This window comes from Brakhagea baltica (assembly GCF_052161605.1).
Classification (GTDB): Bacteria; Planctomycetota; Planctomycetia; order Pirellulales; family Pirellulaceae; genus JBKCUI01.
The window spans coordinates 3184574-3209311 of the sequence record NZ_CP197409.1 but is presented as its reverse complement, the minus strand read 5'-3'; the positions used below and the strand labels follow the sequence as shown (position 1 = coordinate 3209311).

Here is a 24738-nt window from a genome sequence, read left to right as displayed (position 1 = left end):
CGATTGCTGGGTTTAGCCAAGATAAATCATATAGGCCGGTACCGAGGGCGCTTTCGATCAATGATGTCTACCGATGGGCTTAGATTCGAATCCAACGCGAGGGAAATAGATCGGTATCAATGATCGATTCGTCTACGAACCATCGCGAAGGGGCTATCGTAAGCCCCTTTTTGGGGCCAGCCAGCCAAGCTCCCCACCAGCTGAAGGTTGAGTTCGCAATGATGTGATGGTGTCCTAAACTCATGAGCTTTAAATCTTCAATGCCCGTTCGCGGCGTTTCGTCGCCGACGAACGTGATCGGTCTGTCCAAGCTCAAGTGCTTTTTTGCCCATGGTATGTCATCGGAGAAGACAAAAAAGTGACTATCCGAGGGTACTCGCTCGCTCGCTCGACGGTAGTAATCCATCGGGCACTCCGTAAACATTCGTTTCGCCTTGGGATTGGTAACATAATCGCCACGCCGAATGTGGAGGATTGTCGAATTACCGGATGATATAGATTCCGCTAGGTTCTGATTTTGGGCCCCGTGGACGTTAGGTGGCATGAGTTCTGCGCGTATGGTTTCTTCGTGAGCAGCGAAATACCTAGGAGTTTGGAAATATCCGTCTAGTATAATCGGCGCAACAATCTGTTCGACACTTGAGCAGTAATGATAACACTTCTCTTTGTGGAGTTTTTGACGTTGTCCTATCCTGGCAATCTTGAAGAGGAGACCTATCAGTTTTCCCTTTGGCTTTGATGAGACAGTCGCTTGGATCGGAAACTGGTTCAGTTCGTACGAGCGATGCCGCCCACGATGGTAAAACGAGACATCGAGACAGAGTTCTGCATCGCAGCGAATCGCTACAGAGCGAGCAGCGGCATATTGAAATAGCTGATTTCCTAGTCCGCCGGAGAGACGGACAGTGACGGTTCTGTCCTTGGGCATCCTCAAGCTGCGATAGATTTGGAAAAGCCGACAGAATCAGTGCCTGACATGGGTACAACTATCTGTTCGTTCTCTGGAAGATGAGCGAGTCGCTGAGCAAGTCTTTTCTGCTTAAATTTTTTGAGCAATCTCTGTAAATCGACGATCGGCCCATGACGAAAAAGCCTACCCCGAGTCTTCTTCCTTTCGATGGTCGACTCAAAGGTTGCTTGATGATTTCGATTCTGCAGGTCTTTTTGCACGCAAACCGCAGGAAAGCATTGAAGGATTCGTAGAGTTGTCGAGATGCTAGAAAGTGGATTAAACAAAATTTGGTCCACCTGATCTGCAATGAGGTTGGTCGCTCGGGAAAGTTTTTCTGCTCCCTCAAGAGAGATTACATACCCCGCAGCACCTCCGTGCCACGACATGAGGCTGCGCAGTGAATTACCCGACGAAAGTTTCGTTTGCTGTTTGCTTAGAACGACCGAGCGGAGTGTTGTTTCGATTTTGATGAGATCAAAAGAGAGGTTTCCTTGTTCAATCGCATTCAACGTGTGTGGGATGGTTGCAGATAGCACGACATCGTCCTCGAAAACCGTTGCCATGGGAATGCGATGCCGAACGATTCGCTCCCAAATAGACTTGTGGCTTAGAAAGACTGCCGCTTCGAAAACGTTGATTGGTTGAAATTCGAATTTCTTGGCGACGAATGACCTCCAAGTCGCATCGGGCAGGAGTTTTCCATCGATCGCCCCCATTCTTTCAAAGGTGAGTCCAACCTCTTCGGCTTGATGCCTGAAGAATGCTAATCTGTCGGGTGAACGATCTAGGTTGATGAGGTAGGTTTTCATCCGTTAACCTCGTTGGTCCTGGGACTCAAGCGTTTGGTAAAAAAGACTTAGCATCTCCGGCGATACGGTTCGCTCTAACGCTTGGTCGCAGGTCTCATAGGGAAAGCTACTTTCAATAGCTTGGTCTCGTTTGCAAAGAAGCGACTGTTTCTCAGAAAAGAGCGACTTGATACTAGACAACGGTTGCCGAGTCTTCTGTCGGGCTAATTCCTTCAATTGGATCGAGGGATAATCGTCGGTTAACAATCGGTACTTGCGCTGTGCATACCGACTGTTCTGGTAGCGTTCTAATTCGTAGTTGGCAAATCCCATTTCCGGCTTTAGGTATTTCAAATGCCAGTATAGATAGCCAGAAAAACGGCGAGGGATTCCGCCTCGTTGAAATTTCTCAAAGCGTCGGTCACGTGTGAAAAAGGTTTCATGCGTAACGCGAAAGAAGCCAATATCTCCGCCGCCAGATATCGGATCACGTCGGCATAGAGCCATCGAGTCGTCTGGACCAGGAAACAGATTCAGCCCCGAAAAACATTTCATCATCGGTTGGTGAGGTAATTGCCGCCGAACCTTCTCGGTGACCTGCTCTAGTACGCTCGGAATAGCTAGATGGTCGTCATCTAACTTGGTCGCATGTGTGTATCGAGTTGCTGCGAGGGCAAAATTGTAGTAGTTAACCAAGCTGGACGGTGAATCGGATGCTGTTTTGGAATGATCATCACTCCCAGGCGGGAACACTCGGTCCGTGTAGTGAAAGACGCGTAATTTTTCCGAACCGAACTCGGCTTGCAAACGTTGCAAGATGTCCGCAGTACCGTCAGTACACTGGTTGTAGACAGCAACGATCTCGTCGAAATAAGCGATGTGGCTTCGGATCGTTAGCTCCAAGAAGTCTTGCCCATTCTTAATCCGCATGAACGCGCTGATGCCCGGTACACGATCGGCGATCCGAAGATCCGATCTTTGAAACCGATAGCCAGCGACTTCCATGTGTTGATTTTCGAGACAGCTAGTGGAGTGCACAATGAGGAATGGTTTACGTTTGGATTGCGACCTAGTTACCGCAGTGGCTTGGCTAGCTTGTCTATGCCTTTCAATTCGCCCACCTTGACGTTTCCTAACGCTAGCAGAAATGGGCGAATAGAATCAAGCTCAAACCGTCGGGTTGTCACCAGATCGTTAGAACTGTATTTTGCTAGCACAAACCTTGTCACCCATCATCTCAGCATCATGGCGCAAGCCATACATTATACTTTTGGTGTTATGGCGATGGTTTCGTCGTGATTTGTCAACCTAAAAAGTCTTCGAGGTATTCGCCGACGATCTGCTCAAGTGGAGGGACCTTTGGCAAGCCAAGCCTCATCGCTCGGCGGCCATCGATCGCCGTAGGCCAGTTGTCGACAATCCGCTGAATGCGAGGCTGAAAGTCATCGATGATCTCACCTAGTTTGAGATTTTTGCTCGAAGCGATATGCTGCAACACGGCTGCTGCTTGGATGGGGGTTACCGAGATAGCAGGCAAGCCCACAGCCCGATCATCCCCCAAATCCTTGCTCGGTAAGTCGTGGAGTTCGATCAGAGATTCGATGACGGTTCGATAGCCTGTCATCGGATGGGCTTGGCTTCGTCTAATCGGCAGGAGGCAAGTCTGACCGTGAAGAGGCTCGCGAAACATGCCGCTAGCCCAACTCGACGCAGCCGCATTTGGCTTCCCGGGGCGAATAATGACAGTTGGTAATCGAGCGGATCGGCCATCGAAATGCCCTTTGCGAGAGTGATCGTTAACGAGCATCTCGCACATCGCTTTTGTCATACCATAGGTGGTTTGTGGGGTCAGTTTCATGCGGTCGTGACATTCGCCTTGCATGGCTTCACCACCAAAGCATGCGATGCTACTGGCGAACACGACACGCGAGGGTTGCCCTGTGCGCCGTGCAGCTTCGAACAAATTTCGACCTCCATCCAGATTAACCCGAAGAGCCTCATCGAACGATTCCTCGCACTCGCCACTTACCATGGATGCCAGATGAAAATAAGAGCTTCCCTTCTTTGTGGGGAGGGAGTCGAACAAAGTCGAACGGTCCGAAATATCTAAGACCAATTGCTTGACGCGAGAGTCTTTAATGGGATGAGAGAAGTGACGATCGATCAAAAACAACTCTTCTATTGGCTCTCGGTCTCCTTTTTGATTCTCAAGTGTACCGCGGCCGAGTAATGCCAGGCAAAGCTGATGCCCTAAAAACCCACCTCCGCCGGTTATGACAACTTGCATCGAGAAACACTTTCCATTAGAGAGGCGACGGACAAAAACACAAAAAGGCACATGGTTTATCATACCACCTACTGCGACTTTGCGGCATGGAGGTTGCCCGATTGCAATATAGGGTATTCTGCTGTCCAATAGTGGAATGATGACACAAGGAAAACTCGCTGGACAGAAGATTGGCTATATCGGTTTAGGCAACATGGGGATGCCGGGAGCCAAGCACCTTCATGCTGCCGGTGCGGACTTGATCGTGTGGAATCGCACCCGTGAGAAAGCGATCGAACTTGAGCAATTAGGGGTAAAGCGGGCCGAGTCACTCTGCGATCTAGCAAAGAGTGTTGGTTCGGGGATCGTCTGCCTCAACTTGACCCATACACAGGTTGTACATGAGATAGTTCTGGGTGAATCGGGAATCGCGAAACACCTGGATCCGAACGCATTGATCATCGATTTTGGTACAACGAGCGTCGAAGCGACATTAGAGTTTTCTAAACGGTTGAATTGGCTCGACGCTCCCGTTTCAGGAGGGCAAACGGGAGCCGAGCAAGCAAGCTTGAGCATCATGGTCGGCGGCGAGAAGGAGCATTTCGAGAGAGCCCGCGAACTTTTTCATACAGTGGGAGCCCGAGTAACCTGGATGGGAAATTCAGGTGCCGGACAAGTGACGAAGCTAGCGAATCAACTGATCGTAGCCCAAACGATCGACGCGGTGGCTCAAGCGATTCGATTGGCCGAACTTTCCGGCGTGAATTCAGAGTTAGTGAGGGAAGCATTGCTAGGTGGATTTGCAGAGAGTCGGATTCTCCAATTGCATGGCGAACGGATGATCAAGCGAACCTTTGAGCCGGGTGGGCGAGCCGAATTGCAACTGAAAGACGTGCGACTGATCTGCGATTTAGCAAAATCCGTAGGATTCGAGTCGCCCACGCTTGTCAATTGCTTAAGCCAATGGGAAGAACTTGTCGAAACACGAGGGCTAGGAGGTATCGATCACTCCGGCCTTATCGAGCTCTATCGTTGACCAGATCGCTTTCACGAAAGTCAGACTTAGCATGTCTCTTGCTTCCCGAAATGTCACTCGTGGCGTGGCACTTACTATGGTGCTATATGCTAGCTTGTCGTTTTCATCTGCGGATCTTCAAGCACGCAATATCCCAGACGGGGAATTTCTGACCAAGCTGAATCGATTCTTCAAAGACTACTGCTTTGAATGCCACAATCAGGAGCATGCCGAAGGAGAGTTCCGAATAGAAGAAGAACTCCTCAGGGATTTTCAATCCACTCAAGCTCGCAGCAAATGGCGTGAGATAATCAACGTCCTTAACAGCCATGAAATGCCACCCGCTGATGCGAAGCAACCGAGAGCCTCCGATGTAGCCGCTGTTGTTGACTGGGCAACGAACCAGATCGTGCAACAAGAGCGCGAGCTTCGCGAAAACGCGGTCGTCATGCGGCGACTGAATCGGATCGAATATCAAAATACCATTCGAGAATTAACAGGAATCGATTATGACATATCGCACTTTCCGCTCGACCCGTCTGCAAGCGGGTTTGATAACGTGGGAAGTGCACTATCGCTCTCACCTATGCAGATCGAGATGTATCTGGAGGCAGCAGAAACCGTGCTCGACGAAGCGCTCGATTTAAGTGAACAGCCTGAGCCGATTCGTTGGAGATTCGAAATCGATTCAGGTGACTCCGACGCCAATCGCGTTCGCATCGGGGGAAATAATGCGATTGTCAACGGCGGTAACAATCCCGTCATTAACGGATTCAAAATGATTCATCACGACAGTTGGGACAAAAAGCTCAACGTGAGGGATTTTGTTGTCAAGGATCCAGGGTACTACATCATCCGTTTCCGTGCTGCCAGTCGAATTCCTGATCGGGAAGAAGTCGTTCGGTCCGCAACGACCATTCTTGATGATCGTCGACAGAAACAAGATCGAGAGAATCCGAAAGGTAAACGTTGGCATGATGAGCAATTCGAGAAGGATCTCGAACATTTCCAAAATGACCGAATGTACGACTACGGTCCGTCGCGAGCCAAAGTCGTTCTCGACCTCGGTGGCCAGCCTAGGACAGTTGGCGAGCTTGATATACCGACCGATCTTTCCAATCCCGAACTGTACGAAGTACGGGTCCGACTCACCACCGACCGTATTGGCATTACCATTGAGAACGCATATTCGGTTCCTAGCGTTTTAGAAAACTTTTGGATGCAGCGAAACGAGCACTTCGCGCGACCTGAGCTTTACGTTGATTGGATCGAGCTCGAAGGGCCTGTCTACGATGAGTGGCCTCCGGCTAGCAGGGCATTGCTCCTGCCCACTCCGATAACCGAATCCAACGAGCAGGATGTTGCACTGCGGTTACTCTCTACATTTGCCAGTCGAGCCTTTCGGCGACCGGTAGATCGGGGTGAAATAGAGCCCCATTTGACGATCTACCAACGCGTCAGGTCTCAGGGCTCTAGTCCGCTGGCTGCCTACAAGACCGCGTTGTCTTCGATTTTGATATCTCCGAATTTTTTATTCCTGGTGGAAGCCGATCCAACAGATAAATTGTCGGCTCATGAGCTCGCGGTGCGGCTTTCCTATTTTCTTTGGGCTGCGCCGCCGGACCAAGCACTTAGGTCGCTGGCAGATAATGGAAAGCTTCTTTCCGCTGAGACGCTAAGTTCCGAAGTAGATCGCATGCTAGAGCAGCGTGCACGTTCTGAAGCGTTGGTCGAAAACTTTGCGGATCAGTGGCTTGGACTGCGCGAGATAGGCTCCAACCCACCCGCTATAGATCTTTATCCACACTACGATCGTCATTTGGAAATATCGATGCGCGAGGAATCGCGAGGCTTTTTTCGCACGGTTCTCTTTGAAAATCGGAATGTCCTAGATTTCGTTGACTCGGATTACGTCTTTATCAACGAACGTCTTGCTCGATTCTACGGAATCGATGGGGTTCGCGGCGATTGGCATCGAGTCGTAAGTGTCAAGCCACAGCATCATCGCGGGGGTGTCATGACCCAAGCCTCGATGTTGACCATCACGTCGAACGGAACTCGAACTTCGCCAGTCAAGCGAGGAACGTGGGTGCTGAAGAATATCTTAGGTGCAGATCCCGGTTTGCCAGTAGCCAATGCTGGAGACATTGCACCTTCTGTCCCTGGTATCGACAAGGCGACGGTACGTACGCGGCTCGAAATACATCGAGAGCTACCTCAATGTGCTCGATGCCACAACAAGATCGATCCGCTCGGTCTGGCGCTGGAGAATTATAACGCTTCGGGTGAATTTCGGATCCGCGAGGGTTTTGGTTACAAAGGTCGAGTTGGTGACAATGATCCAGTAATCGATGCCTCGGTCGTTTTACCGGACGGTACTCAGGTGCTTGGTCCAGACTCCCTAAGGCGATTTCTACGCGAGCAGGAAGATGACTTCCTGCGTTGCTTGTCAGATAAGTTGTTGGTCTATGCGTTGGGACGCGAAATAACCCTGGCTGATCAATCCGCGATCGGCACTATTGTCGACCACACGAAATCACACGGATACAAGTTGCGAGAGATGATCCGCGCGATCGTTCTTAGCGAACCTTTTCAGGCGTACTGACAAAATGCCTTGGTGCTTCTCGGTCCAAGATTTGTGATGTGACAACTCTGACCCCGAGAGAGCGGGCCAATCTATCTTTCAATTCAGGAACGACTCCTCGGATACTGAGGTCAGCAACACTTCACTGGACGCATTTAGGGACGCTTCGGCATACGACTCGTCGGTCTCCCAGATTCGAACTCGCACGACCCGACCACCACCCTCGGGGAATAGGCCTGGGCAAGCTTCTTCAAGCAGGTAGCGGGCCATGTTCTCGGCAGTCGGATTGTAAGGGAGCAGGAACAGGCGACAGGGCTTCACCTGCCGTAGAGCATGTATCGCATTTTCGTCACCTTCGTACACGAGAAAACTGTGGTCCCAGTTTTCATCGAGCCAGCCTTTGCACTTGGCCTTTAATTCGGCAAAGTCGATGACACGCCCTACGGAATCCTGACTTTCTCCCTGCACGAAAAAATCTGCTACGTAGTTGTGACCGTGAAAGTGCTCACACTTTCCCCCGTGCTTGTAAAGTCTGTGACCTGCACAGAACTTGATTCGTCTCATTATAGTCAGCGACATGATTTTCCTGGTTTCGAATAAGGTTTGGAACCGATTGCCAAAGCTAGGGCCGATGGCGTGTATAAGGTCATAGTCCACGAAGATCGCCCGAGTACGGAAACGAGTGTCTTTCTTTCCGGACTTTAAATTATTCAGCTCAGGCAAGCCATGGGTTGGACAAAACACTGTCAATGGGGCATTTCAAAGAAATATTCCTAAAACAAACTAGTCAATCAGGGTATGATGCCTACAGTTTCCCACGTAACCCTCGCGGGGAACGGTGAGCGGGATGCCTTCCACTCGCAATTCACCCATACAGAAAAGTACTCATGTCAGCCGTAATTAATCCTACCGTGTCAGGTCTTCCAGATATCCAGTCTTCCGGCGATCGCCGTAACGTTGCCATTAACAAAGTAGGAGTTAAGGGGGTTCGATACCCTATCTCGCTCCGCACCCCCGGCCACGGTTCAGGGACCAGCAGCCAGACGACAGTCGCGCAAATCAACATGTACGTTGCCTTGCCTCCCGACGTAAAGGGGACCCATATGTCTCGCTTTGTCGAGGTTCTCAACGAGCATCACGACTGCTTGAGTTCCGACTCCTTGCCTGAGGTTTGCCGAGCGATGAAGGAACGGCTCAAGGCGGACGAAGTGCATTTGGAAATGGCATTCCCCTACTTCATCGACAAGAAGGCTCCTGTGACGGGCCAACCTGGTAAACTCGATATCGATGTTACTTTCGAGATGACCAGCAATGGGGTGGACGATTTCATTCTGGGATTGAAGGTTCCTGCTACAAGTCTGTGTCCATGCTCAAAGGAAATTTCGCAATACGGTGCTCATAACCAGCGTTGCGAGATGACCGTTCGGGTTCGAGTGGCAGAAGGCCAGCATCTCTGGATCGAAGAATTGTTTGGAATGATCGAAAAGTGCGCTTCCACGCAAGTGTTTTCCGTTCTCAAGCGGCCCGACGAGAAGTGGGTGACCGAACGGGCTTATGAGAACCCGAAGTTCGTCGAGGACATCGTCCGGGATATGGCAGTAGCACTCAATGCGGACAACAGAGTTGTTTGGTACGAATGCTATTCAGAAAACTTCGAGTCCATTCACAATCACAACGCTTACGCATTCATCACGAATGATAAGAGATGAACGGATTATTTGCTCACGAGCTATTTGCTCACTGCCAGCATTCGCTCCAGAGCGACTAGAGACCATTTGGCGACATCTTCTTTCACCTTGATCTGATTGACGACTGTTCCATTTAGCAGGTTCTCTAAACTCCAGCAGAGATGCGACAAGTCGATACGGTACATCGTGGCGCACATGCAAACCAAGGGGGACAAGAAGTGGATTTCTTGTTCCGGATGCTCCTTCTTAAGTCGGTTGACCAAGTGCAACTCGGTACCGATAGCCCATTTCGAACCAGCCGGTGCGGCTCGTACCGTTTCAATGATCTTGCTCGTTGAGCCCGATATGTCGGCGATATCGTTGACTTCCTGTGGGCACTCCGGGTGGACGAGGATTTTGATCCCCTCAATTCGCCTACGAAAACTGTCGACATGTTCCGCCTGAAACATTTGGTGGACGGAGCAGTGTCCCTTCCAGAGCACGACTCGGGAGGCTTCGATTGTCTCTCGTGAATTGCCGCCAAGAACTTCTTCATGCGGATTCCAGACAGGCATTTGGTCGTTGGTGATCCCCATTTTCAGAGATGTGTTGCGGCCCAGGTGCTGATCAGGAAAAAAGAAAACTCGTTTGCGATTGGCAAAGGCCCAATCGAGCACCGCTTTGGCGTTGCTGCTAGTGCAAACAATTCCGTTATGGCGGCCGCAGAATGCCTTCAAGCTAGCGGCACTATTAATGTAGGTGACCGGAGTCATGTCCTCGGTATCGATCACCTCGGAAAGTTGCTTCCATGCCGATTCTACTTGTCGAATAGCGGCCATGTCGGCCATGGAGCAGCCTGCGGCCATGTCGGGTAAGACGACAGGAATCGAAACTCCACCTCGCGCATTGAGCTTTTCTTCTCGATTGGCCAGAATGTCGGCGGTTTCGGCCATAAAGTGGACACCGCAGAATACGATGTAGCGGCAATCCAAGCTCTCAGCTGCCATTTTGCTCAGCTGGTAAGAATCACCAGTCAAGTCGGCGTGTTCGATGACTTCGTCCTGTTGGTAGTGGTGCCCTAGAATGAGCAAGCTCGAGCCCAGTTTTCGCTTGGCCTCGGTAATTCTTTCGCACAACGTGTCGTTGCTCAATTCTCGGTAGGGAGCGAAAGGAAACGGTTGGGATGCGACTGACATGCGTTTTATCTCGAATGGAACAAGAGGATCATTTTGGGGGCGTTGGCTGCACTGCACCAATCATTCGATGCACTCTTGATTGATGCTTTCGCCATTTTTTGAACCGTGCTCTCACATTATACCCAACTTCTAGATTTTACCGAGTTCTGTTTAACTAATGGGACGGAACTACCGATGTTAGACGGATGAGGGGCTCCTGGTCGACACCCTAAGTTGGTTTGGGGGCTTGGGAGGAATGATTCTAGAGCAGGCACGGCGATGGGAAACGGGCAGAAATTGACGACGACCGATCCGGCCAAAGTTGACTTTTGGAAGAGTTTGTTGCGCATAAGTTCTGACGTAACGGTAACCTTGGCCAAGAAGAATATTCCCGTAGAAAGAATTCTTAGTTTTGTGCCAGGGGTGATGATTCAGTTCGATAAGGCTTGCGATACCCCACTAAACGTTGAAATCGACGACAGGAAGATAGCACAAGGGGAAGTGGTGAAGGTTGGGGACAAATTCGGTCTGCGAATTACAGAAATCGCGGAATGTGAAGAATCCTGGATTCCTTTAGTCACCGAAAAACCGAAGTCCTAAATCGAGGAACCTCTCGGAAATAGAGAGCGACAGATTAGAATCTACCTTGGACTTGCATTATTTTTCGCGATAGACCCCTCTTGTCCCCGATCGCAGTGTGGATTTGACATCATCACCTCGGTTGGCGACCTCGCTTGGTGGTCGGTAGTTTTTATTACCAGTTATTGAATCTTATGATACCATCACCTGTTTTTGTGGCCGGACATCGAGGCATGGTTGGGGCGGCAGTCTGCCGTCGCCTAATTCGCGAGCCTGGCGTTGATATTATTACACGCAACCGCAGCGAGTTGGATCTGTGCGACGAGAGACAAGTCACTTCCTTTTTTGAGACCGAAAAACCTGCGACCGTCATTTTCGCGTCTGCCAAGGTTGGAGGCATCCATGCTAACCGGACGTACCCGGTCGAGTTTCTTACCGACAATTTGCGTCAAGAGTTGGCAACGATCCACGCGAGCTACGCGAATGGCGTGAAAAGGTTCTTGTTTTTAGGAAGTACTTGTATCTATCCTCGCATGGCACTGCAACCGATTCGCGAAGACGAGTTACTGAAAGGACCGCTCGAACTAACAAACGAAGCCTACGCCTTAGCTAAGATTGCGGGCCTCAAGCTATGTCAGTACTTTCGGCAGCAGTATGGGGTCATGTACCACTCTGCCATGCCAACCAATTTGTACGGCCCCGGCGACAACTATCATCCCGACCATAGCCACGTGCTGCCTAGTTTGATTCGTCGCTTTCATGAAGCAAAACTCAAGGGATCGGAATCGGTCACCATATGGGGAACCGGGACACCTCAGCGCGAGTTCTTGCACGTTGATGACTTGGCCGATGCAATTCTTCATCTCTGTCAGCTAGAGAATCCTCCTGATTGGGTTAATGTAGGTACCAGCATCGATATCAGTATTTTGGACTTGGCTCACCTAGTGGCCAAGACAGTTGGTTTCACGGGGCAAATTCTGACCGATCCCTCCAAACCAGATGGCACCCCCAAAAAGCTAACCGACACGACTTTACTCAAGTCGACCGGTTGGACTCCCAAGATTGATCTCGAGGACGGATTGCGTCAAACCTACCAAGACTTTTTGAAGGAGATCGAGTCGGGTGCTCTCCGTGAAGTCTAGTCCGAATTCGGAACTTAGTTCCCTCGAAAAAGCATTTGCAGGGGAGGTCAGTAGATACGTTGTTGGAATCGACCTTGGAACAACCAACTGCGCCGTAGCTTTCGTCGATACTCAAGGCGATTCCAAAGAGGTGAATGTATTTCGCCTCGAGCAGATGATCGATATCAGCACAACCTCTGGGGCTGATACTCTCCCTTCTTTTCATTACCAACTCTTCGACAGCGAGATTTCTGGAGTCGAGCGGAAACATGTCTTCACAACTGAGACTGTTGCTTCGATCGTGGGGATCATGGCTCGGCAACGGGGGGCGGAACTACCTGGTCGAGCAATCGCATCTGCGAAGAGCTGGCTTTGCCACAAGATGGTGGATCGGGAAAGCGATCTTCTTCCCTGGGGTGGAGACGAAGATGTACTTAAGATCTCTCCCGTGGAAGCTAGTCGTCGTTACTTGGAGCATATTCGACGCTGTTGGGATCGAGCCTTCCCCGGGTATCCGCTGCGCGATCAAGACACCATCGTTACGCTACCCGCTTCGTTTGATGAGATCGCTCGACGGCTCACGATCGTTTCTGCGAAAAAAGCAGGGATTGAAAAGCTCTATTTGATCGAAGAGCCACAAGCCGCATTTTATGCTTGGCTGGCCCGGAATGCCGAAAATTGGACGAACCAACTTCGGCCGGGGCAGACCATTCTGGTCTGTGACATAGGTGGTGGCACGACCGATTTCACTTTGATTCGCGTGACGGGTGCCGCGAAGTCTGCCGAAGAAACGCTGTCGTCTGAGACGGATGTCAGTCGGGCGGTCGAGAGAGAATTGCAATCTACCTTCGGGTTGCATCGGGTCGCGGTTGGCGAACATCTTATGCTCGGAGGGGACAATCTCGATATCGCATTAGCCAAGTTCGCTGAACAAAAGTTTTGCGAAACATCGGGCCAAACCAAACTATCCGCTAGGCAATGGGATACGCTCAAGTCGCAATGCCGAAATGCGAAAGAACGTTTTCTAGGCCCCGAACCGCCAGAGGAAATTGCGATTCATTTTCCCTCTTCGGGCAGAAGTCTGATTGGTAATTTTCAAAGTGTAACGATCGAGTTGGAACAAGCCCGATCTTTGCTGCTCACAGGATTCTTTGGCCCGGTTTCCATTGATGCCCATCCCGCGCCACAAGCGGAAGGGTTTCAGGAGTTTGGGTTGCCGTATGCGACCGAACCAAACATTCTAAAGCACCTAGCGGAGTTCTTGTGGGAGCATCGCCGAGCAGGACGCAGCGACGAGCAACTTGATCAGCCCGATCTAATGTTAGCCCGCCCCGACTGGGTTCTCTTCAACGGCGGAGTCTTAGAATCGACCCAAGTTCGAGATACAATCCTGAATCAAATTGCAACATGGTTCTCGCCGGTGGAGTCAGATTGGAAGCCAGGATGTTTGGACGGGAACCGATTAGATCTCGCGGTTGCTCAGGGGGCTGCCTATTACGGTATGGTGCGTCGCGGAGAGGGGGTGAAGATCGATGCGACCTTGGCGAGAACCTATTACTTGCAGGTAAGTCAATCTCCGCCCAAGGCAATTTGCATTATGCCCGCGAGCGCTCATCCTGGCGAGCGATTCGCGCTGGAGGGGATGGTGTTTGATTTGGCTATCGGCGAGCCAGTCCGGTTTCAGTTGCTTTCTAGCAACACGCGATTGACCGATCGTCCAGGTGACTTAATCGAAATCGATCCTGCGACCATGAATAACATGCCACCGTTACAAACCGTGCTCAGAATCGATAGCAGAAAATCAAAGCGAACCATTCCTGTCGAACTGGACATAGAGCTGACCGAAATTGGTACATTGCAGGCTCTTCTTACCGCCACCAACGAAATCGATGGAGTCAGTACTGGACTCGTATCATCCCCTTCCGATATCCTTGGCGATAGCGATCGCCCTATGCAGTGGATTCTCGAATTTGAGGCTCGGGCGAGCACTGAGCAGACCAGATCTGCTGGAATGGTCGCCGATCAGGAGTCTCTCAACAAATCACGAGCTGCCGTTGAGGCATTGTTGGGTACCGAACAGGCTGCTGCACCGAAAGAGGTAATTGGTAAGCTGACAGAATGGCTGGGAGCCAAGAAGCACCAGTGGGAGCCTGCTGTCCTACGAGAGCTATGGAGCGGCCTAATGAGGTTCTCGGATTATCGTAAGCGTTCGCCCGCTCATGAAGCTCGTTGGATGAATTTGCTCGGTTGGTGTTTGCGGCCTGGGTTTGGCTACCCTGGGGATGAATGGCGTGTTGGTGAAACCTGGCGGGCAATCTATAACAAGCAAGTGCACCGCACTGCCGAGAACCTATCGGAAACCGTTATTCTTTGGCGACGGATTTCCGGCGGCTTTACTGCGGGGCAACAAAAGGCGCTTTATCAGGACGTTTGGCCAAGAGTACGATCCACTTTGCTAGGCGGTTCTGGTGCTAGCTTGAACAGCAATGTACTAAATGAGTATCTAAGACTGATTGGCTCACTCGAGTGGATCGAAGCTGCTGAAAAGATCCAAGTAACCCAGTTGCTACTGGATAGTTTGGCTCGTAAAAAGAACCATAGCCTCGCAGGGCCCATCCTATGGGCTGCGGGACGATTAGGATGTCGCGTCCCTGTTTACGCTAATTTGCAGATGATTGTACCAGCCAGGTATGCGAATACTTGGGCGGATCAATTACTAGGACTCGAGAAGCAGTTTTCCGCGAACAATCTGAGCGCGGTCTCGTTATGTTTAGCGCTGTGGTGCAGACTAACAGGTGATCGTTACCGCGATGTCGATCCTGCGTTACGCTCGCGAGTTATCGACTGGATGGAAGTAAAAAAGGTTTCAGATCAACAGATAGAACTAGTTCGCACGGGTGGTGATCTAAGCTGTGAGGATGCCACCTCTGTAATGGGCGAGGCACTTCCGCTCGGCTTCACGTTGCGATAAAAATTTACTGGCGTGGAGTCCAAGTCAATGGACGAATCGACGATTTGCTCAAGACGATCTCGCGGCGATTAACGGGCTTGCGTCCATCTTCGAACTCGCACTTCGCAAAGACTTGGATGTTTCTACCGCGTGGACTGTCGGATTGCCAAGGGAGTCGCAGATGGTAGCCTTGTGCCGGCCCGATCGGCTCAAGGTATTCCTCCATTTCTTCTGGATCGATTTCCCAGGCCGATAGTCGGATCGTTTTATTGTCGATCGTTTCTTCTGCGACGATGGTTATTTTGCCGATGTTATTCACAATTTGTCCTGCGTCGTTGCGTGGTGTGATGACTAGGTAGAGACCATCATCGCCAGGCTGATTATCAAGGTTGATACCACGACATAGAGTTGGGTGAAAGTCGATAGCAATGACTCGCTGATCATGAACACTGTCCACCCGATTCGTTTGGACGATCTCAGTTGCTGAGGCAGTAATGACCCCACCGGCTTGCGGGACTCTAATGCGACCTTGGGAGGCATCGGGAAAGGTACCTGGTAAGGATGGTAACCGAGGGGTAGAGTTAGGGGTGGGCTGTGTTGATGGCGATTGCTGAGGTGATACGAGGTTCGGTGAAGCGGGCTGTTGTGCGGAACGGATAAAGGCCGGGGGCATAGTGTACTCCTCAACCAGATCCCCTGCCTTTAGATCGGTTTTGCTTTTACTCTTGCTCGGTAGCAACGACGTATTCCCACCCGATGGTGGTGGTAGGATTCCACCCTCTTCTATTTTGGGCAACACAGACTCAGCAGGTTCAGTCGCATTCAAACCCGACGCAGGCAGCCCGGGAAGGGGTAGGGGATTGTCCGACTTTGAATCGGGTGGTGAGACTGGGGTTTTCGGGACTATTTGGGTCGCTTCTTCATTTTTTGACTTGCCGGGAACGATCAAGTCAAAAGTATCCGAGGAGTCCTTGGATGGGCTAGGCTGGGAAGTTCGAGGAGCTGTGCGAGACGGCTTGCTTCCGACCGTAACGCCGCTTTCCTCCTCCAGGTCGCGAAGCTTCTTTTGCAGTCGTTCGTGTTTTGCTCGGAGATCTTCGTTCTCCATTTCAAGCGTTTGATAGGCGGAGTCGTACTCGTAGATACGATCTTCGAGAGCTCGAATCTCGGCTGCCATCGTTTCGACATAAAACTCGTTAAAGGCGGCTTGGCGGCAGGCAGGTATCGAAACCAAGAGAAGCGCTATCGCGACGAACATCGAACGATTCCGTCGAAAGAATGTTTCGCGGATAGCGGCTAAGTAGGTAGGCGCGTGAGGGTTCGATGTGCATTGACGCATGGACGAGAGGAATAGGAGATTCCATGCTCACGCGTCAAGAGGAAATGACAACGGGCTGCAATACCTGCGGCTAAGTCTCAAGCAAGTGATCGCTCTGGCTAGCAGGACCTTTACGCGGATCGCCTAATCTGTTGACAGGTCAAGAAAACCTCATAGAAATCTCGAGTCAATACGATAGGATCATCCCCCAGGTCGTCGAGCCAGGCCAGCTGAGAGCTTGCCATACCTTGTAATCCGCGAACCAGATCTCGAACACGAACCCGGACTTGGTCTGACGAATGTCCTACACGGTTTCTGGCAGAGAATGGGACCGACACGGTACGGCCCTCTTCATCCAGAACTCGGTATCCCGCCGTAGGCTCGACTGCGGTTTGGCTCGTCACAGTTTCCATTTGGCGATAATGTGAACCAATAGTCGAGTTATGAATCGAGATGATGCTACGCTCTGGATGATTCATGAGCCGCTTTCTAGTCGGTGAAGGAGCCTACTGACGAACGAATACGTACTAAGGTTATCGACTAGGGTGACTTTGCAGGTTAAGCCCATTTCTCTAAAGACTGGGAAATCGTGAAAGACGATTCGCTAATTTAGTTGTCCATCCGAGTCTCGGAAGCTTTGCTAGCTTTTCCCATCTAACGCATCAATCAATTCTTTTCGAATCGATTTGAGAAGAAAGAAAGCGTTCTGTAGATAGCGAGGAACGAGTCGCTTTGGGTCAGAGCATGCGCGATAGAGCCATTCCAAACCGGTTCTCTGCCAAATCTTAGGAGCGCGCTTGGCGGTTCCTGCAACAAAGTCAAACGAAGCACCGAGCTGGATGCAGAGTGGAACGTTCAGTTCGTGAAGGTGGTCTTCGATCCAGAACTCACCTTTAGGTTGACCTAGGGCGATCAAGAGGATATCAGGTTTCGCTTCACGAATGCTGTCCATTTGAGATCGCAATTCCGATTCACTGAGCGCGCGGAAAGGGGGGCATTGGTAACCAGCAATAACGCAACCCGGATAGAGTCGCTTTAGTTCGCTCGCGGCTTTCTCAGCGACACCTTCCGCGGCGCCGTATAGATAGATCCGATGACCTTTTTGCTGACTGCGTTCCGCGAGACGGAAGATGAGATCCGAGCCAGCAACACGTTCGGTAAGCTTGGTTTTATTCCAACGGCTTCTCCACAAAATTGGCATGCCGTCGCAGAGCACTAATCCGGCCCTTTCTGTGAATTCGCGGAGTCGGTTACTCTGGCTGCAGAGCATTGCGTAGTTGAGATTGGCAGTGATAGCATAAGTCGGCTTTCGCACCCGGATGATATCATCAATCAGTCGTAGCGTTTGTTCCATCGTGACTTGATGGAAATCGATCCCCCAAACCCGACTTACGCCTAAATTCCAGTTCTCAAGATACTCACTGTTCGCTGCTTTCCTTGCGTCGACTAGGGGATCGTTTGTTTGGATACCTGTGATTGTCGCTAGCGAATCTAGTTTCCTATCGGGATTCGATGGGGCAGCATTTAACCCGGCCTCTCCCCGTTTGGGAACTGGGGGTAAATAGATCGGTGCGCTAGTGGGTGCGGATGGGTACTCGGTGTTTTGAGTCGTCATTCTAATCAGTAACGGAGTGTGCGATCAAAAAATCAGTCGCACGAACCGTAGGTCGAATCGTAACGCAAAGCAAACGATTGGGCAGTATTCTTAGAATCCGACAGTTGGCCTGTATTGGCTGTAGCGATTGTGAGGCAGTGAATGCCCCGTATTTGAACGAGAAAACGATCGATTGCTCTGCGGGTATCGCTATTGCGAGAGCAGATTTGCCGAGTAACGATCGCTTATCTTGCAAACGTGAATCCGAGCATCAAAAAGCATGCTTATCGACTCGGCAGTAAAACAATGAGCTACCGTATCATCTTGCACGATACTTCCATTCTTTAACATGACGCATCTCTCTATGGGGGCTACAACTTCTTCGAGATGGTGCGTGACCAAGACGATTTGGATGCCGGATGCAGCTAGTTCCTCGAGTTTGCGAAGAAGCTTTTCCCGGGCGACCATGTCGAGCCCCGATGTTGGTTCGTCCAGCAACAGCGAACTTGCCCCCAAAACCATGGATCGAGCCAGCATAACACGTCTTCGTTCTCCAGTGGAAAGCCAGCTTACGCGTTTCGTCGAATTGGCTTCGAGTTCAAAAAAATCAAGCCAATTCCTCGCGATTTCCATTCGCTCAGGTGTCATCGCGGAGGGATCAATCTCAAGTTCGCTCGATTCGAATCCGGTTAGGACTGCATCGAGAGGAGTTAGTCGACCGCTGCGCCCTGTCATGAAATGGTGGTCGATTTCGGAACTGACGAAACCGATTTGGCTTCTTAGTTCCCAGACGTTCCAGGCTTCCTTGCCTAGGATTCTTATGACTCCCGATCGATTCTCTATCGCCGATGGATAAAAGAATTTCATCAGCAGTTTGAGCAATGTTGATTTGCCTGAACCGTTGGGTCCGAAAATGATTACGTTTTCGTTTCTCGGGATGATCAATTCGTTGATGTCGAGAATACGAAACCCATTTAGCTCCACAACGACTTCCGACATCTCGACGAGAGGATCAGACACTGACATTGTCTAATTGATACCGAAGGGCCCCACCATGTGATCGCGACTCGCTTCGGGCGCGAGGCTAATTTCCGTTTCGGTAACCAAGCCCATAAGAAATCGATTCGCTGCGGCCAACATGCCCGTCGAAAGTTCATCTGAGTCGTCGAAAGAATCCAGTTCGCTTCTTAGTTGCAAAAAACGGTAGGACAGTGACGAACGATGAGCCGTATGCATTGCCGCTCTCAGTTCCTGGTCTGAACAAATCGTTGCACCCTTGCGTTGAGCAAAGAGCACAGGCAGTTCCTTTATCTGCTTCCATTGCGTCATGCTGCCAGCGAGGTTCGGCATGGGACCGCTTAGCGAGACAACCCCAGCGATGTTATGGGGGGATTGCCAACCGATCCACTGCGCAACAGTCCCGCCATGGCCAAAACCAGCGAGGAAAATCCGTTCAGGATTGACGGGGAGGTGTTCCACTGCTGCATCGATGCACTCCCACACCGCGTCTTCGGCAAACGCATAATCGAGGATGTTCTCTCCCCATTTGTAGATGCGACGCTTGGATTTGCATCGTCGGTTGGCACGAGGAGCAACCGCCAAGTAGTTTTGGTCGCTCAATGCGTCCATAACGCTATCGAGTTCGTACTCGCTGCTTTCTTGGCTGTGGAGCCAAATGACTAATGGATAATCGTAGGTTGCCGCAAAGTTTGTTGGGTGGTAAAGCCGATGTTTGATCGACACCGGAAGCTGTTCTAACCGCTCGGCCTCCCGACGACTGCCGCCTGTCAAGGTTCTTGGAATGGATTGCGAGACAGGCGCAAGCAAAGTGGGAATACGATTCATCGAGTAGTTCCTGGGTCGCCTCGAAAGCCACACTTGAGAAAACAGCAAAGTGTGGTGAACAAGATAAAGTAGGTTTTAGGGCACCGATTCCAATGACGTCAATGGCGCATGGCGCCAGATTTTGGATGGTAAAGGCTACCATCCAAATGCTGTCATTTAAGAATTGACGATTAGGCGGACGCGAGAAGCTGTCCCATCGTGGCTACCAGGGACTTCACGGCGTCCACACTCTTTTGGAATGCGGCCTTTTCACTGTCAGTCAAGCTGAGTTGGATAATCTTTTCGACCCCGCCCGAGCCCAACACGACAGGAACCCCTACATAGTACCCTCCGACTCCGTACTCTTCGTTGCATAGAGCTGCGCAAGGGATCAGTCGTTTCTTGTCGCGGACGATAGCTTCGACCATTTGTGCGGTAGCCGCAGCTGGCGCGTAATAGGCCGAACCTGTTTTCAGAAGTGATACAATTTCCGCACCACCATCGCGGGTCCGCTGAACGATCTCCTCGAGTCGTTCCTTGGCGATAAGTTGAGTCACGGGGATCCCGCCGACTGAGGTGCAACTCGCAATCGGAACCATGGTGTCTCCGTGCCCGCCCATGAGCATCGCAGAGATGTCCTCGACCGAGACATTCAGCTCCATAGCCAAAAAAGCTCGGAATCGTGCGGTGTCGAGAACCCCAGCTTGACCGATGACTCGGCTCGACGGAAAGCCTAACACCTGGAAGGCTCTCTGAACCATCGCATCGAGAGGGTTGCTGACCACGATTACAACGGCATCCGGGCTCGTCGCTTTGACTTGCTCGGCAACGCTCGTAACGATTTTTGCATTGGTTGCCAGCAAATCATCGCGGCTCATTCCAGGCTTGCGAGCTATACCTGCGGTGATGACCACAACGTCGCTATTCGCGGTATCTGCATAGTCTGTTGTACCCACAAGTTTGCTATCAAACCCCATGATGGGGGACGCTTGGAATAAGTCGAGCGATTTTCCTTTGGGCATTGTCTCCGTTTGAGGAACATCCAGGAGCACCACATCTCCCAACTCTCCCGCAGCGCACCAGTGTGCACAAGTAGCCCCAACATTTCCCGCACCGATTATGGTAATCTTTGCTCGCCTCATCGTTGTCCTCGTCTGCCCTGAGATGTGTGAATCAAATACTGGATCCATTTACTAGATGGTGTCTCGCCCGGATCAGGACGAAGTATGTCGCTATGATGTAATGAGTCAAGTACCAGACTAAGGCTACGATCACCGAACAGCGTTATCTCTATGCGTATTTTCCAAAAGCAGATTCAGTTGCCCCCTTTCCGTCGCGGTTGCCATCTCGTCACTGACCAAATCTGCGCCGCTGTACCAGAGGTCAGCCAAGTACGTTGCGGAATGATGAACTGCTTTCTTCAGCATACATCAGCGAGCCTGACGATAAACGAGAATGCCGACCCCGACGTCCGCAGGGACATGGAAATGGCGTTGAACGAAATTGCTCCTGAGGACCTGGACTACATCCACACAGCAGAGGGGGCCGATGACATGCCCGCCCACGTGAAATCTTCGCTGCTCGGTTGCAGTTTGATGCTGCCGATCACCGACGGAAGGCTAAATTTGGGGACTTGGCAAGGCATTTACCTGTGCGAGCATCGAAACCACCCGGTGCGTCGAACGCTCGTCGTGACGGTATGGGGAGAGGGACTGACCCGGGGAGAGGAGTAGGCTTCACCAAAACTTAACTTTTCCAACATTACCAGCTATATGCCTGCGGTGATTCGGCTTCTTCCGTGGGGGGATGACCTTATTCACTTAGAAAAGAAGCCCAGTCCGCCGCAAGCAGTTGATTAGTGAGGCCTGGGTTGCCTTTACGGGTGTTATCCGATCAAAACCTACACTCCCCTCTTTTGGTGGATGGGGTTTTGGGGACGGGAAGTATTCGAGCTAATAATCATGAATAATAGGAATGTCTTAAAAAAAGCCGATTGTCAGGAACGGTCTGACATGTAACCTATTTGCTGTACCTCGTGCAATTTTTGCACAGCAGAGTCATCTTAGAATTGGTTTTTGGGGGGGTTATGATTATTCGCCACTTGTTGCGGCCGCAAGCGGTTCGCAAGGCATTTACTCTTGTAGAGCTTTTGGTAGTCATCGCGATCATCGGGATTCTAGTTGGATTGCTTCTTCCTGCCGTTCAAGCGGCCCGCGAGGCGGCTAGGCGTATGCAATGTGCCAACAACCTGAAACAGATCGGCCTTGCAGTGTTCAATTACGAATCTGCTCATAAGAGATTCCCGCCAGGAAGACTTCTTCCTGACGTGACCGTCAACGGTAACGTAGTAGCTAGCTATACCAACTATAATAACTTCGGTATAGCGCCGGGACAATGGACAGGTTTTCGCTCTGTTCATACATTCATCCTGCCATTTATGGAACAGGCCAACATTTATAATTTGATCGATTTCGGCGCTCCAACTACGGTTCGGATGACGACGAACGGCGTTCCTTCTAACGTCAACTATGTTGCCTATGCGAATGCCGCCAGCCTCTATATTTGCCCGTCGGACCCGAACACTGGTCGCGTGATCACCGAGAACAATTACCGCTACAACTTTGGCGGATCTACCCACTATGCAGGTGCCTTGAGCAGTGCCGCAAACAATAACAATAATGCTGCAATCGGGCCTTTCACAGTACGAGGAAACGGTGCCTTTAGCATCGGTGACGCCCTGAGGATTGGAGCGATTCAAGACGGGTTGAGCAACACAGTGTTCTTCGCCGAGCGAGACAAAGGAAGCGGACGCAATATGGCCCAATCCTTGCCGGATCGCCGTTTTGACATGATTACCATGCCTGGTCGAACGCAAACTTTGATCCTGCCCGACCAGATATTCGAAGCGTGCCGCACCTACGTTCCTGTTGTTGACAGCTTTAACTTCAACTCAACTGGACGATGGCTGGAAGGAAGCGACTTTTCCAATGGTTGGCCATTTGGCTTTTATTCGAGCACCATGTACAACCACGTCGCTCCACCAAACTGGAGTGGTTTCGACTGCGGACAATGGAGTGCAATTCCAGATGCTCCCGGCGAGCATGCAATCGTGGCTGCTCGCAGTTCACATACGGGTGGAGTTAACACCTCGCGCGGTGACGGATCAGTTAGTTTCGTGACCGGCGGCGTTGATACACTTCTCTGGAGAGCCTTGGGCACAAGGGATGGCGGCGAGGTTGCCAATATCGAGTAACATTCCTTCGAGCCAGATTAGAATTTCTGAAAACTATTTCCGACCTCTCATATCCATGAGAGGTCTTTTTTTGACGAATCGGTATGGAGAATAGTATGAAAACGTTGGTCGCAGGACTTTTATGTGCAGTCGCATTATCCACAATGCTGGGCTGCGGAGGCTCTAAAGCTGACCCAGTATCGGTCGCCAGTAGCGAAGCCGGATATACAGAGGCCAAGTCTATGGTCTTGGACGGAAGTTACGAAGCGGCGCTTCCAAAGCTAGAGACAGCGATCACGGGGGGAGGCCTGGGACCGGATCTTTATGTAGAAGCTCTTTTACTGAGAGCCCAGTGCTATGCGATGGCGGGCAAACTGGCTGAGGCTGAGGCGGACTTGGAGAAAGCGGACCAAGGTTCACCTTCCGAATCCATGATGGAACTTACCAAAGGTATAGTGCTTGAAAAACAGGGCAAATCGACTGAGAGCAAGGCTGCTTTTGCTAAGGCCAAGCGGCTCGACCCGACTTTAAAGCTCCCGAAGTAAACCGATGGTCTATCGGCTACAGACGCCAGCCAGCCTGTGAACCCAGGGCGACTTCGGAATGCGCACTCCGTCGTGAAGTGAACTTACTATGCTTGTATGCTAGGCAAACAAGCCAGGAACAGATCCAAAGCCTGCTTATGCTCCTGCACATCGTGAACACGCAAAATCTGAATTCTTTGGAGAGCCAGGCTCAGCGAAGCCCCAACGGTGCCGAGCGTGCGATTCGTATCTTTATTCCCTAGCAGCTTGGCGATAAAGCCCTTGCGAGAATGGCCGACCAGGATTGGCCGCCCGGTATCATGAAATCGTGCTGCATTTCGGATGAGCTCCAGATTGTGATCGTGGGTCTTGCCAAATCCAATTCCTGGGTCCAAGCAAATCCGATCGGGCTCGATTCCTCGTTGAATAAGCCAGTCTCTGCGGTCGCAGAGATAACTAAAGATCTCTTCAATGACATTATCGTATCTAGGGTCGTCCTGCATCGTCAGGGGAGTCCCCTTCATATGCATGGCGCATACTCCCGCCCCCGTTTTCTTGGCAACTTCCACCATGGCGGGGTCCGCTTCTAGGCCCGATACATCATTGATGATCGAAGCTCCCAGTTGGATTGCTGCCTCAGCCACTCTCGATTTTGTGGTATCGATAGACACCGGGATTTCAATTTTCCCCTGAAGCCTTTCGAGAATAGCTGCGACGCGCCTCAACTCTTCCTCCTCGGGGACTGGTTCGCTGTAGGGTCGCGTACTTTCTCCTCCGATGTCGAGAATGCCCGCCCCCTGATCTTCGAGTCGCTTTGCTTGGTCGACCGCTGATTGAATTGCGTAAAATTGTCCTCCATCGGAGAAGCTATCCGGGGTGACGTTAAGTATCCCCATAAGGACTGGTCTTCGATTGAAGATAATTTGACGATCACGGATCGTCCACGTTGAGCATAGTGTCACAGTCATCGATTGTTGTGCGTAAGTGGTAGGTCGGCGTGGTATTATCGTCGATCGAGCCACTAGGCCCATTTCAAGCAAACAGCTCGAAGCGATTCAACGTGGTGCTAAGGATACCGCAGAGCCCGAAAGTCACGAGAGAAATAGAGGGTTTTCCTACTATTTGTCCCACTGCTAACTGGCCGAGGAA

Annotated in this window: 22 protein-coding genes; 9 read left to right on the top strand and 13 right to left on the bottom strand. The window is 51.1% G+C overall.

The window, feature by feature from the left end; translation table 11 throughout:
* Window positions 1-79 precede the first annotated feature (79 nt).
* The 4 genes from SH449x_RS11885 to SH449x_RS11870 all read right to left on the bottom strand — a co-directional run bounded on the left by SH449x_RS11885 (window position 80) and on the right by SH449x_RS11870 (window position 4027).
* Window positions 80-928, bottom strand: coding sequence for an alpha-1,2-fucosyltransferase (locus tag SH449x_RS11885; RefSeq protein ID WP_482381552.1), 849 nt, complete (start codon window positions 926-928; stop codon window positions 80-82).
* Window positions 929-930: 2 nt separating this feature from the next.
* A complete protein-coding gene (locus SH449x_RS11880; RefSeq protein WP_482381551.1) occupies window positions 931-1761 on the bottom strand; it encodes a glycosyltransferase family 25 protein in 831 nt (276 codons plus the stop codon).
* 3 nt (window positions 1762-1764) lie between these two features.
* Window positions 1765-2745, bottom strand: a complete 981-nt coding sequence (locus SH449x_RS11875; RefSeq protein WP_482381550.1) for a glycosyl transferase — start codon at window positions 2743-2745, stop codon at window positions 1765-1767.
* Window positions 2746-3043: 298 nt separating this feature from the next.
* Window positions 3044-4027 (bottom strand): NAD-dependent epimerase/dehydratase family protein, encoded by a 984-nt coding sequence (locus SH449x_RS11870; protein WP_482381549.1) that lies wholly within the window; start codon window positions 4025-4027, stop codon window positions 3044-3046.
* 136 nt (window positions 4028-4163) lie between these two features.
* Here SH449x_RS11870 and SH449x_RS11865 point away from each other — a divergent pair, with 136 nt between their 5' ends.
* Together SH449x_RS11865 and SH449x_RS11860 are read left to right on the top strand one after the other, a co-directional pair.
* On the top strand, window positions 4164-5042 hold the full coding sequence (locus tag SH449x_RS11865) for an NAD(P)-dependent oxidoreductase (protein WP_482381548.1): 879 nt from the start codon (window positions 4164-4166) through the stop codon (window positions 5040-5042).
* A gap of 31 nt (window positions 5043-5073) precedes the next feature.
* Window positions 5074-7626, top strand: a complete 2553-nt coding sequence (locus tag SH449x_RS11860; protein ID WP_482381547.1) for a DUF1592 domain-containing protein — start codon at window positions 5074-5076, stop codon at window positions 7624-7626.
* Between the two features lie 78 nt (window positions 7627-7704).
* Here the strand turns inward: SH449x_RS11860 and SH449x_RS11855 are convergent, their stop codons facing one another.
* Window positions 7705-8184: a 6-pyruvoyl trahydropterin synthase family protein gene (locus SH449x_RS11855; RefSeq protein WP_482381546.1), complete on the bottom strand. Its 480-nt coding sequence runs from the start codon at window positions 8182-8184 to the stop codon at window positions 7705-7707.
* Between the two features lie 308 nt (window positions 8185-8492).
* Here SH449x_RS11855 and folE2 point away from each other — a divergent pair, with 308 nt between their 5' ends.
* A complete protein-coding gene (gene folE2, locus SH449x_RS11850) occupies window positions 8493-9314 on the top strand; it encodes a GTP cyclohydrolase FolE2 (RefSeq protein WP_482381545.1) in 822 nt (273 codons plus the stop codon).
* Between the two features lie 20 nt (window positions 9315-9334).
* On the opposite strand, the gene nadA is transcribed toward folE2, so the two are convergent.
* The gene (gene nadA / locus SH449x_RS11845) at window positions 9335-10468 is read right to left on the bottom strand and encodes a quinolinate synthase NadA (protein WP_482381544.1); all 1134 of its coding nucleotides are present in this window, start codon (window positions 10466-10468) and stop codon (window positions 9335-9337) included.
* Between the two features lie 258 nt (window positions 10469-10726).
* On the opposite strand from nadA, the gene SH449x_RS11840 reads away from it, so the two are divergent.
* The 3 genes from SH449x_RS11840 to SH449x_RS11830 all read left to right on the top strand — a co-directional run bounded on the left by SH449x_RS11840 (window position 10727) and on the right by SH449x_RS11830 (window position 15118).
* A complete protein-coding gene (locus SH449x_RS11840) occupies window positions 10727-11047 on the top strand; it encodes a FliM/FliN family flagellar motor switch protein (protein ID WP_482381543.1) in 321 nt (106 codons plus the stop codon).
* Between the two features lie 173 nt (window positions 11048-11220).
* A complete protein-coding gene (locus SH449x_RS11835) occupies window positions 11221-12168 on the top strand; it encodes a GDP-L-fucose synthase family protein (protein ID WP_482381542.1) in 948 nt (315 codons plus the stop codon).
* Entirely contained in the window at window positions 12158-15118 is a 2961-nt protein-coding gene (locus SH449x_RS11830; RefSeq protein WP_482381541.1) for an Hsp70 family protein, read from the top strand. Before SH449x_RS11835 ends, SH449x_RS11830 begins: the two co-directional genes overlap by 11 nt.
* 4 nt (window positions 15119-15122) lie before the next feature.
* Here the strand turns inward: SH449x_RS11830 and SH449x_RS11825 are convergent, their stop codons facing one another.
* From SH449x_RS11825 to mdh, 6 genes are all read right to left on the bottom strand, one after another.
* Entirely contained in the window at window positions 15123-16355 is a 1233-nt protein-coding gene (locus tag SH449x_RS11825) for a cell division protein ZapB (protein WP_482381540.1), read from the bottom strand.
* A 191-nt stretch (window positions 16356-16546) separates the two neighbouring features.
* Complete coding sequence (locus tag SH449x_RS11820) at window positions 16547-16894, bottom strand: hypothetical protein (protein ID WP_482381539.1); 348 nt, start codon at window positions 16892-16894, stop codon at window positions 16547-16549.
* Window positions 16895-17055: 161 nt separating this feature from the next.
* On the bottom strand, window positions 17056-18030 hold the full coding sequence (locus SH449x_RS11815; RefSeq protein WP_482381538.1) for a WecB/TagA/CpsF family glycosyltransferase: 975 nt from the start codon (window positions 18028-18030) through the stop codon (window positions 17056-17058).
* A 189-nt stretch (window positions 18031-18219) separates the two neighbouring features.
* Window positions 18220-19035 (bottom strand): ABC transporter ATP-binding protein, encoded by an 816-nt coding sequence (locus SH449x_RS11810; protein ID WP_482381537.1) that lies wholly within the window; start codon window positions 19033-19035, stop codon window positions 18220-18222.
* Window positions 19036-19038: 3 nt separating this feature from the next.
* The gene (locus SH449x_RS11805) at window positions 19039-19854 is read right to left on the bottom strand and encodes an alpha/beta hydrolase (RefSeq protein ID WP_482381536.1); all 816 of its coding nucleotides are present in this window, start codon (window positions 19852-19854) and stop codon (window positions 19039-19041) included.
* A gap of 170 nt (window positions 19855-20024) precedes the next feature.
* Entirely contained in the window at window positions 20025-20975 is a 951-nt protein-coding gene (gene mdh, locus SH449x_RS11800) for a malate dehydrogenase (RefSeq protein ID WP_482381535.1), read from the bottom strand.
* A 150-nt stretch (window positions 20976-21125) separates the two neighbouring features.
* On the opposite strand from mdh, the gene SH449x_RS11795 reads away from it, so the two are divergent.
* From SH449x_RS11795 to SH449x_RS11785, 3 genes are all read left to right on the top strand, one after another.
* On the top strand, window positions 21126-21566 hold the full coding sequence (locus SH449x_RS11795) for a secondary thiamine-phosphate synthase enzyme YjbQ (protein ID WP_482381534.1): 441 nt from the start codon (window positions 21126-21128) through the stop codon (window positions 21564-21566).
* A gap of 353 nt (window positions 21567-21919) precedes the next feature.
* Window positions 21920-23086 carry a DUF1559 family PulG-like putative transporter gene (locus SH449x_RS11790; RefSeq protein WP_482381533.1) on the top strand — a complete coding sequence of 389 codons (1167 nt, stop codon included), beginning with the start codon at window positions 21920-21922 and terminating at the stop codon, window positions 23084-23086.
* Between the two features lie 95 nt (window positions 23087-23181).
* Window positions 23182-23610, top strand: coding sequence for a tetratricopeptide repeat protein (locus SH449x_RS11785; protein WP_482381532.1), 429 nt, complete (start codon window positions 23182-23184; stop codon window positions 23608-23610).
* 86 nt (window positions 23611-23696) lie between these two features.
* On the opposite strand, the gene folP is transcribed toward SH449x_RS11785, so the two are convergent.
* Window positions 23697-24557: a dihydropteroate synthase gene (gene folP / locus SH449x_RS11780; RefSeq protein WP_482381531.1), complete on the bottom strand. Its 861-nt coding sequence runs from the start codon at window positions 24555-24557 to the stop codon at window positions 23697-23699.
* Window positions 24558-24738: the final 181 nt, after the last annotated feature.